The sequence below is a fragment of the uncultured Brachyspira sp. genome, assembly GCF_934747485.1.
Lineage (GTDB): Bacteria > Spirochaetota > Brachyspiria > Brachyspirales > Brachyspiraceae > Brachyspira.
Map to the genome: position 1 here is coordinate 1 of NZ_CAKVGN010000094.1, position 9,449 is coordinate 9,449.

Annotated in this window: 9 protein-coding genes and 4 tRNA genes; 6 read left to right on the forward strand and 7 right to left on the reverse strand. The window is 26.9% G+C overall.

What is annotated here, in order from left to right; all coding sequences use genetic code 11:
* Positions 1 to 204: a hypothetical protein gene (locus Q0H31_RS12325; RefSeq protein WP_295298624.1), complete on the reverse strand. Its 204-nt coding sequence runs from the start codon at positions 202 to 204 to the stop codon at positions 1 to 3.
* 602 nt (positions 205 to 806) lie between these two features.
* Here Q0H31_RS12325 and Q0H31_RS12330 point away from each other — a divergent pair.
* On the forward strand, positions 807 to 2,417 hold the full coding sequence (locus Q0H31_RS12330) for a DUF3352 domain-containing protein (protein WP_295298626.1): 1,611 nt from the start codon (positions 807 to 809) through the stop codon (positions 2,415 to 2,417).
* 64 nt (positions 2,418 to 2,481) lie between these two features.
* A complete protein-coding gene (locus Q0H31_RS12335; RefSeq protein WP_295298628.1) occupies positions 2,482 to 2,907 on the forward strand; it encodes a YkvA family protein in 426 nt (141 codons plus the stop codon).
* A gap of 7 nt (positions 2,908 to 2,914) precedes the next feature.
* Here Q0H31_RS12335 and Q0H31_RS12340 read toward each other — a convergent pair.
* From Q0H31_RS12340 to Q0H31_RS12360, 5 genes are all read right to left on the reverse strand, one after another.
* A tRNA-Arg gene (locus Q0H31_RS12340) sits at positions 2,915 to 2,988 on the reverse strand.
* A gap of 59 nt (positions 2,989 to 3,047) precedes the next feature.
* On the reverse strand, positions 3,048 to 3,758 hold the full coding sequence (locus Q0H31_RS12345) for a hypothetical protein (protein ID WP_295298629.1): 711 nt from the start codon (positions 3,756 to 3,758) through the stop codon (positions 3,048 to 3,050).
* Positions 3,759 to 3,832: 74 nt separating this feature from the next.
* Positions 3,833 to 3,908 (reverse strand) — tRNA-His (locus tag Q0H31_RS12350).
* Between the two features lie 41 nt (positions 3,909 to 3,949).
* Positions 3,950 to 4,023: transfer RNA gene (locus Q0H31_RS12355), tRNA-Arg, on the reverse strand.
* Positions 4,024 to 4,025: 2 nt separating this feature from the next.
* Positions 4,026 to 4,099: transfer RNA gene (locus tag Q0H31_RS12360), tRNA-Pro, on the reverse strand.
* Positions 4,100 to 4,236: 137 nt separating this feature from the next.
* On the opposite strand from Q0H31_RS12360, the gene Q0H31_RS12365 reads away from it, so the two are divergent.
* Genes Q0H31_RS12365 through Q0H31_RS12380 form a run of 4 tightly spaced genes read left to right on the forward strand, consistent with a single transcriptional unit; the run spans position 4,237 to position 6,621 of the window.
* A complete protein-coding gene (locus tag Q0H31_RS12365) occupies positions 4,237 to 4,632 on the forward strand; it encodes a hypothetical protein (RefSeq protein WP_295298631.1) in 396 nt (131 codons plus the stop codon).
* 16 nt (positions 4,633 to 4,648) lie between these two features.
* Positions 4,649 to 5,134, forward strand: coding sequence for a PTS sugar transporter subunit IIA (locus Q0H31_RS12370; RefSeq protein ID WP_295298633.1), 486 nt, complete (start codon positions 4,649 to 4,651; stop codon positions 5,132 to 5,134).
* Between the two features lies 1 nt (position 5,135).
* On the forward strand, positions 5,136 to 5,897 hold the full coding sequence (gene kdsB / locus Q0H31_RS12375) for a 3-deoxy-manno-octulosonate cytidylyltransferase (RefSeq protein ID WP_295298635.1): 762 nt from the start codon (positions 5,136 to 5,138) through the stop codon (positions 5,895 to 5,897).
* Entirely contained in the window at positions 5,890 to 6,621 is a 732-nt protein-coding gene (locus Q0H31_RS12380) for a ComF family protein (RefSeq protein WP_295298637.1), read from the forward strand. The genes kdsB and Q0H31_RS12380 overlap by 8 nt, the downstream gene beginning before the upstream one ends.
* A gap of 529 nt (positions 6,622 to 7,150) precedes the next feature.
* Here the strand turns inward: Q0H31_RS12380 and recG are convergent.
* Positions 7,151 to 9,223 (reverse strand): ATP-dependent DNA helicase RecG, encoded by a 2,073-nt coding sequence (recG, locus tag Q0H31_RS12385; RefSeq protein WP_295298639.1) that lies wholly within the window; start codon positions 9,221 to 9,223, stop codon positions 7,151 to 7,153.
* Positions 9,224 to 9,449: the final 226 nt, after the last annotated feature.

A 9,449-nucleotide genomic window follows, 5' to 3' on the forward strand; every position in this document is an offset into this window, starting at 1 on the left:
TTAGTTAATTAAATTATAAGGAATACCTGCTTTTTTTAAACTAAAAAACGTGCAATATGTATGGCTCCTAAACATATAGTTTGCGTTGTAAATATTGTTTTCTTCATTTTCTTTTATTATTATATTATAATTATCTTTTTTCATTTCATTATAAAATATAAAAGAAAGAGTCATTAATATAACCGCTAATATACCAAATTTCATTACCGCACCTTTTAAATGATACTACAAGCATATTTATCATAAATTGATTTTTATTTCAAGTATATTTATATATTTTCCTTTTTGTATAGATTTCATTCAAACGGCGATTGAAGGAAGAGCCTGTGGTAACAATTGTACAGAATTTACTTACTGTAAATATATATTTGATATTGAACATCTTTATATATATTTTGTAAGAAAAATTATATTAAGAGAATCTATAGTATATTTGCCTTACATTGGATAATGCTTTTGTAGAAAGTAACCATAACTGAGATTAAAAATAATTTTATGCTTTTGTATTTAATAATTAAGTTTATAAAATCAAATCATAAATTAAAAAATATAATAATTTTTTCAATTATAAACAGATATACTCTGCTTTAAATTATGATGCACCTATTAAGAAATACTTAATGCAATATGTATCACTCCAATGTAATTACAAATTATTTATATAAGTTTAACTTAAGTTTATATATATGCTTTTATAAATAATAACATATAGAAGAAAATAAAAAACATAATGTCATATTTTCATAATTTAATTATATAGCTAAAATGACGAAAATAATTAACTGTATAGTTGTTTAAGGTATGATATGATAAGTATTAAAAGAAGACGTCAAATAAAAGCTGCTATTATAATATCTTCAATATTGATTATAATTTTAATTGTAGGTTTAATAATAGGATACTATCCTTTTGGTCTGCATCAAAAAAACATGAAAAATATAAATATGCCTAAAGATAGTATTATATATATAAGTGCTAAAAGTATAAATGAAAGCATATCTAAATTTACAGGTTCTGTATATGCTTATAGAATATCTCATGATGAGTCTATGTACGATTTTTCTATAATGATGAAAACTATCGATGCTTTTTTTTATAATTTAAAAAATAATTCAAATTTTTTTATAAAACAACTTTCTAAAATTTTAACGTCAAGAAATGCTTCTATACTTCTGTGGAAATATAATGATAATCTTTCAAATTCAGAGTTATTATATTTTTTTGATATAGGTAAAATTAATACTTTTTTGGCAAATAGTTTTTTTAATTTAAAAACAATAAATATAGGCACTATAAAATATGAAATAAAAAAAGAAATATATAATAATTATAAAGTGTTTGGAATAGTAAATAATGAGCCTTTAATTTATTTTTCGTTTTACAATGGTATTGTTATAATTAGTAAAAATTATTCAAGCATAAAGAAAATTATAGATTTCTTTGATGCTAAAGCGGGAAGTTTTGAAAATATCAGCGTATTACAAAATTCATCATTAGAATATAATCCTGATATTTCTTTTTATATAAACAAAAAATCATTTGATGATAATAAATGCGAAGGTTCTTTATTTTTTAAACCAATAGAATATTTTAAAGATGTATATGGCATATATGGAAATATAAAACTATATGATGATAATGGAAGAATGGATATTTTTGTTGATTATCAATATGGAGCTTCTGATAAGTTTGAACTTTATAATTTAAACAAAAAAATGAATATACAGAATTATTTGCCTTATCAAAACACTGTTGCATATTTATCATTAAAGTCCTATATTTCCGGACTATACCCAATTATATATAATGATTTAAAAAATGATAATAATACAAAAATAAAAAAAGAATTATTAAGTCTCTTCAATAAAATGAATAACAAATATTCTTTTTTGAGTATTATCAGTGATTTATATGGAGAGATGGCATTAGCTTATATAGAATCAAGCAAGATAATTTATCCTGTTATGATATTCAATATAGAAAACTATGATAATATTCTGCCGAAATTAGAAAATGAATTATTAAAAAAATATATTAACATTACAAAATCAGATAAACAATATAATAATAGTTATATATATTCTTATACTTTTCCTGACGGCTCATCATTATATTATACATTTATCGATAAAATATATTTCTTTAGTGAAGATTCTAAGGCAATAGAAACAGCTATAAATAATATGAGTAATCAAAAAAACTTAAATGAGATGATAAAGAAGATAGATGATTATAATCCAAATTATATATTTACAATACAATTAGAAAAGGCAAATAGCATATTAAAATATTTTAATGTTCCTCTTAGAAATTGGAGCTATCCTAATAATTTAGTAATAGGAAGCAGCATAAACTCTAATCATACGCATATAAATATAAGTTTTGATGCAAATTTTACAAAATTAAAAAATAATTGATAGCAGTATTTAAAATTATAAATTATAATTAATATTATTATTTTGTTTAATAGGATATATTAAAATGTATTTAAAAAACAAAGCCAAAAAAATATGGCTGTATCTAATTTCTAATATTAACCATGATAAATTAGAATCTCTGCTTTTAAAAACTAAAGAAATATTTAAAGCTATGCAATCATCAGGAAAGCTTTATATATTTAAAGACAAAATAGAAATATCTATCAGCATGATAAAAGACTATATAAGCGGTAATTATAAAAATGTTCCTTGGAAAGTAATATCCGCAATAGGGGCATCATTACTTTATTTACTTCTTCCATTTGATGCCATAGCAGATTTTTTCCCATTAATAGGTTTGCTTGATGATGCTTTTATTATAGGGTTATGTATAAAACTTTTTAATGATGAGATAGAGAAATACAGAGAGTGGAAATATGGAATTTATGATTACACAGAAGATATAGAGAGTAAAGAAGACGAAGAATAAAAAACTACGCGTCTGAGAGGATTCGAACCCCCAACCGGCGGAACCGAAATCCGCTGCTCTATCCAATTGAGCCACAGACGCTTTTAAAATTTAATTAATAGTAATTAATTATCGGTAAATATTTTTATTATTATAGCCTATTATAGTTTAGGAGCAAACCTTAAACCCAATTGCAAACCCAAATCAAAACTATCAACACTATTATATTCATTATCTATAGCATTTTTTTGAGCCAAACCAAAATCATATCCTAAATAAGCACCAATATTCAAAGCCATTTTAGAGCTAAAAAATATAGAATAATCAAAAGTAAGTTTAATATAAGGAATAACATTTCTGCCATTATATATTTTTTCTATATCTTTTCTTTTTAAATCAGTTGTAGCTTTTTCATTTAGTCCAAATGCAGTAGTATCTACCTCATAAACAGCAGTAATAGGTATCTTAACACCAGCACCAACTCCTATAGCAAATTGACCAATATTAATTTTTGGAAGCAAACCAACTTGAAAGCTATGAGTATACATGCTTAAATTCATTTCAGTTTTTTGACCTAAAATTTCAGACTGAAGTAAATACATTTTATAGCTATCATAACTATAACCAAACTCGCCTAATATGCTAATACCCAATTTGCCAATACCTATCATATATCCAATTTGAGCAGTAACTCCAGAGTCAAAACCAACCTTACCTTTATCAGATAAAGCCTCATAAGTACCAGTAGGAACACCAATAGATAAACCTAAAGGCACATTAATTATAGCTTCAAAACCGCTAGCAGCAAATACTGATATATTGCTTATTGCGAAGATAGAAAATATTAATAATAGTTTTTTAATTTTTTTCATTTTAGCCCTCCATAAATATAAATGGTATATTAAAGAGGAAAAATATCAAGTATGATTGCTTTTTTATTTAGGAAGGGCGAAAGACGGGACTTGAACCCGCGACATCCAGATCCACAATCTGGCGCTCTAACCAACTGAGCTACATTCGCCATAATAAAGAAAAAAAAGAGTCTTTGATTTAAGACCTTATACGCGCCAGACAGGAATCGAACCTGTAACCTACTGCTTAGAAGGCAGTTGCTCTATCCAATTGAGCTACTAGCGCATTCGGGATGGTGAGACTCGAACTCACAACCCCCTGCTCCCAAAGCAGGTACGCTAACCAATTGCGCTACATCCCGTTAAATATGTTTTTCAATTATATATTAATTTCTTTTTTTGTCAACTAATTTATTGTATTATTTTTATTTGAAAAATATTAAAAACTTGACTTATTAAAAAAAAAATATATCATAAAGCTCTAAAGGTTATAATTATTATGTCTAGATATATAGTTCCAGAAAATGATATTATTAGAACTGCAAATTGGATAAGCAATTTTCTAATAAGAGAAGGTTATAATATTGATTATACCATTGAAAGTTTAAATGAAATTGATAAGTTCTTCAAAGAAAAAATAAATAAAATATTAGAAAATGATGACAATAATAGAAGCTTTATATTTGCTATAGCAGCGTATATTGGAGAAATTATTAAAGCACATTTTAATGGTAAGTGGATTATTTCCAGAGAGATTGATTTAGATGATGAGGTTATAGGAATATATATTAATGATTATGGTACTATATATCCGCTTAATATAACATTAGAGCTTATTCAAAAACAATATACTCTAAAGCAATATATAAAAGAAAAGTTTAATACAGATATTTAAAAAAGGATTTTCGCTTATGATGAGTTTAAATGAAATTTTAGATAATGTGAAAAAATCATATATAATGCTTGATTTAAAGGCAAATAATAAACAAGAAGCTATAAGCGAAATGTTAATATATGCAGAATCTAACGGACTTAGAATAAATATTTCTAAAACTATAGAGTGTATGTTTAAAAAAGAAAATATTATATCAAGCGGTTTAGGTTATGGAGTAGCCTTTCCGCATTTAAGGACTAAAGAAGTTCAAGAAAATGAATTAATATTTGCAATATCAAAACCGGGTATTAACTATTATGCTTTAGATCAAAAACCTGTTCATTTACTTACAATGTTTTTAACTCCTATAGATAAAAGCGATAAATATTTGCAATTATTATCTCTTATGACAAAGATATCAAAATTAAGCATGTATACTGTATTATTATTAGAATCAAAAACTCAAGAAGAGTTTAAAAATAAATTATCAGATATGGTAAAAGACATTATAGGCGGTAAATAAAATGAGAAAAGTAACTGCTATAATACCTGCAAGATATGATTCTACAAGATTTCCAAAGAAACTTACTTATGAATTATTAGGCAAGCCTATAATTATTGCTGTTTATGACAATGTCAAGGCTGCTAAAGATATAGATGAAGTTATAGTGGCAACAGATTCAAAAGAGATAATGGATATATGCGAAAAAAATAATGCTAAAGCAGTTATGACTTCAAAGCATCATACTTCCGGCACTTCAAGAATAACAGAAGTCGCTAAAAATATAGATTCTGACATTATTATTAATGTTCAAGGTGATGAGCCTTTAATTAATGAAGATGTGCTTAAACCTGTTATAGATGCTTTTGATGATGAGAATGTTGATATAGCTACTTTAAAAACAAAAATTGATGATTATAGCCCTTTAATTAAAGATGAAAATGCTGTAAAGGTGGTATGCGATTATAAAGATTATGCGATGTATTTTTCAAGAGCTACTATTCCGCATAAAAGATTTGACCAAGATATATTAGTTAAATATTATAAACATATTGGAGTTTATGCTTTTAGAAGAGAGGCTCTTTTAAAAATAGAAACCCTACAAGAATGCGAATACGAAAAGATAGAAAAGCTTGAGCAGTTAAGATGGCTTTATAATGGAATGAAAATCAAAGTATTAGAAACTAATCATTTTATACATGGAATTGACACAAAAGAAGATTTGGATATTGTTCAAGAGTATTTAAAAAAAGAAGCATTTATAAAATTAGGAAATAATGCTTAAAAAATTTTTTACTGTTGTTTTTAATATACTATTTCCAAATCATTGCATCATATGTAAAAATATCATGCAAAGTGATAATATGAATTATATATGCATAGATTGCATTAACAAATTAAGCTATATTCACAGAGATGATTATATAAGATGCAATCGCTGCGGAAGAGTGATAGACACAGAAGATTCAACTTGCATATGCTCTTACGAAAACATTTATTTTGATGAATGTAAATCAATGCTTTATTATGATGATAAAACAAGTAATTTAATTCATAAGATGAAGTTTAGCCATAGATATTTAATTTGTAAAGATTTTGCTGTTATGCTTTCTTTTTATTATAAAGACTATATTAATAAATTTGATGCTGTTTCGTTTGTGCCTCTTGGAAAAAATAGACTGCTTGAAAGAGGCTATAATCAAAGCGAACTCATAGCAAGACACATATCAAAAATAATAAATATACCATTAATAGAAAACATTATAATTAGAAAAAAAGAGAGTAAGCCTCTTAGCATGATAAAAGGAAAAGAGCTTAGAGAGAAAGCAATAAAAAACGCTTTTAAAATAAACCAAAAGTATAAGTTTAATAACAATAAAAAAATAAATATCTTGATAATAGATGATGTATTTACAACAGGTTCAACTATAAATGAGATGTCATTAGAATTAAGAAAATTAGAGTTTATAGAAAGAATAGGCGTACTTACGGTAGCGTCAGCGAGATAAAAAATTAGTTTTTATTTTTTATTATTCTCGGGGACTAGCCCCCCTGCGAAGCGTGCCCTTAGAGTACACCCCCCCCCAGTTCTTTTACGACCGAAGGAAGTGCCTGTGGTATTGGTATAAAAGAACCAAAAGAACTGCATTTTTAAGCTAAAATTTAGGTTTTATTCTATTATTTTATTTAATACATATTCCTAAATAATTGGCTATATTATGTGCGTTTTTTGCAACTTTTTTGTGCGACAAAAAAGTTGATAACTTCTCTATAATTCATAAAGATTGGCAATATATATTTACTATTGTAATGCTAAAAAATTTTAAGTTTGAAAAATATTTTTAAGTTTTTTATTTGTGGTGGCTTTGCCCCCACACCCCCAGTTCTTTTGTTGGCACAAAGAACCAAAAAGACTGCATTTTATATAAAATTAATGTTTTATACTATATTTTACTCTATACAACAATATTTTATTTTATAAAAAAAATTATAATTAATATTCTATATCAATAGTTTTGAAACAGTTATAATAAAAAACTAAATGTTCATTTCTTTCTTTAAATAATTTGCCTTAATAACAAAATCTTCATTCTCTCTAAAAAACTCTTCTCTATCAAGCTTCAATAATTCTCGCATCTCATCTTTTGCCTTACGCATAATCTCAGCATCTTTCACAATATTGCCAAGCTTAAAATCTGCTATACCGCTTTGCTTATCCCCTAAAAACTCTCCAGCACCCCTAAGCTCTAAATCTTTTTCAGCTATCTTAAAACCATCAGTAGTTTCGCATATAACATTAATTCTCTCTTTTATTATATCATTAAGCTCACTATGAAGTATTAAGTAACAATAGCCAAGCTTATCGCCGCGTCCAACTCTTCCTCTAAGCTGATGAAGCTGTGATAAACCAAAACGCTCTGCCCCTTCTATTAATATTGTCGTGGCGTTGGGATTGTCTATACCTACCTCAATTACTGTTGTTGAAAAAAGCACCTTTATCTCACCGTTTGAAAACCTATTCATAATATATTCTTTCTCTTCATCTTTCATCTTGCCATGTATTATTTCTATGTTTATATTTTCAAAATAGGTTTGCTTAGCCCTCTCAAACTCGCTTGATAAAGTGATTATACTGCTGTCATCATTCTCTATGAAAGGAAAAACCACATAACCCTGCTCACCTTTTGCTATTCTGCTTTTTAAAAACTTATAACAATGGTCTCTTTCATATAACTCTTTATATTTCGTAAGCACACCCTTTCTTCCTTTTGGCATGCTCTTAATAATAGATAAATCCAACTCACCAAACAAAGTTAAAGCCAAAGACTGAGGTATTGGCGTTGCTGTCATTAATAGATAATCAACATTATTTCCTTTTGACAACAATTTATTTCTCTGATTAACTCCAAATCTCTGCTGTTCATCTACTATGGCATAAGAAAGATTTTTAAATACAACCTCATCATATAATATAGAGTGAGTGCCTACTAATATATGAGTTTTACCTTCTCTAAGTCTTTTTAATGTATATGCTCTTTCATTTTGACTCACAGACGAAGTAAGTATATCTATTTTTATAACATCTTCTAAGTTTGCATTTTTTATTATTTTTTTAAAAGTATAATAATGCTGAAGTGCTAATATTTCTGTGGGAGCTAAAAAAGCTGTTTGAAAATTAGATTCTGTTGGTATTAATGCCGTTAGAAATGCCACAATTGTTTTTCCAGCTCCAACATCTCCCTGAAGAAGCCTAAATAATTGCCTATTAGAAAACATATCTTTTTTTATCTCTTCTATAGCGTTATTCTGGTCATCTGTGAGGCTAAAACCTAAACTTAATTTTACCCTCTCTAATAAATTACTGCTATTATACCTTTCTTCTTTTATAAGTATATTTGGTCTTCTCTCACTTAAATGTATATACTGAAAAGTTAAAAACTCTTCAAAAACTAAACTCTCTCTTGCCTCTTCCAATGCCTCAAAAGATGTAGGAAAATGCATCTCCATTATAGAGCTTACAAAGTTTTTTAATCTGTATTTTTTCTTGATAACCTTTGGTATATCATATTGCATATTCTTTTCAAATTTTTCTAATTCGCTAACAATTAAAGTTCTTAATTTTTTCTGAGAAAGTCCTTCTGTAAGCGGATATATAGGCACTATTTTTCCATATGATAAAGAATTTGAAGAAGGCTTTTCAAACTCCACAAACCTGCATTGCACCTTTCCTCTCATATTGCGTATAAACTTCCCGGTGAGATATAATTTTGCTCCCTTAGAAGCACCAGCAGGAACACGCCCTCCATATATTGGCACTTCGCATAACGTGATGCCGTCTGTTACTATAATCAAAGGCTTCTTCCTAAACTGAAAAGTAAAACTTCCTACATCTATGACTTCAACATACACAACACAGTTTTTATCTGGATTTTTTAAGGCTTCATTTATCTTTAGTGTATTTCTTCTGTCTTCATAAGTCCTTGGAAAAAATGTTATTAAATCATAAAGTGTGAATATATTTTTTTTAGCGAGTGTTTCTGCGTATTTTGGTCCTACGCCTTTTATATATTTTATATCTGTAGTGAAAATCTCTTTATTGTAGTCTTTCATATAACAACCATTTTATATTAATATATATTATTTCAGCATAAAATTCTATAATAATAAATAAAGCATTTTATTAAAAAAGAATAAAAAATCTAATACATTAATTTTTTATTACAAATATTTTTAAGCAAGTTATTTAATAAAATACATATCATTGCACAGGAGCCAGACATATTGCAGTTAGGAATTCCTTAATTTCTTAAAGTATAGCATAGGTGTATCATAATTT

What these genes read in the sequence shown, in the direction of transcription:
- Q0H31_RS12325 (WP_295298624.1), bottom strand. Translation starts at nt 204, where the DNA reads ATGAAATTTGGTATATTAGCGGTTATATTAATGACTCTTTCTTTTATA.
- Q0H31_RS12330 (WP_295298626.1), top strand. Translation starts at nt 807, where the DNA reads ATGATAAGTATTAAAAGAAGACGTCAAATAAAAGCTGCTATTATAATA.
- Q0H31_RS12335 (WP_295298628.1), top strand. Translation starts at nt 2,482, where the DNA reads ATGTATTTAAAAAACAAAGCCAAAAAAATATGGCTGTATCTAATTTCT.
- Q0H31_RS12345 (WP_295298629.1), bottom strand. Translation starts at nt 3,758, where the DNA reads ATGAAAAAAATTAAAAAACTATTATTAATATTTTCTATCTTCGCAATA.
- Q0H31_RS12365 (WP_295298631.1), top strand. Translation starts at nt 4,237, where the DNA reads ATGTCTAGATATATAGTTCCAGAAAATGATATTATTAGAACTGCAAAT.
- Q0H31_RS12370 (WP_295298633.1), top strand. Translation starts at nt 4,649, where the DNA reads ATGATGAGTTTAAATGAAATTTTAGATAATGTGAAAAAATCATATATA.
- kdsB (WP_295298635.1), top strand. Translation starts at nt 5,136, where the DNA reads ATGAGAAAAGTAACTGCTATAATACCTGCAAGATATGATTCTACAAGA.
- Q0H31_RS12380 (WP_295298637.1), top strand. Translation starts at nt 5,890, where the DNA reads ATGCTTAAAAAATTTTTTACTGTTGTTTTTAATATACTATTTCCAAAT.
- recG (WP_295298639.1), bottom strand. Translation starts at nt 9,223, where the DNA reads ATGAAAGACTACAATAAAGAGATTTTCACTACAGATATAAAATATATA.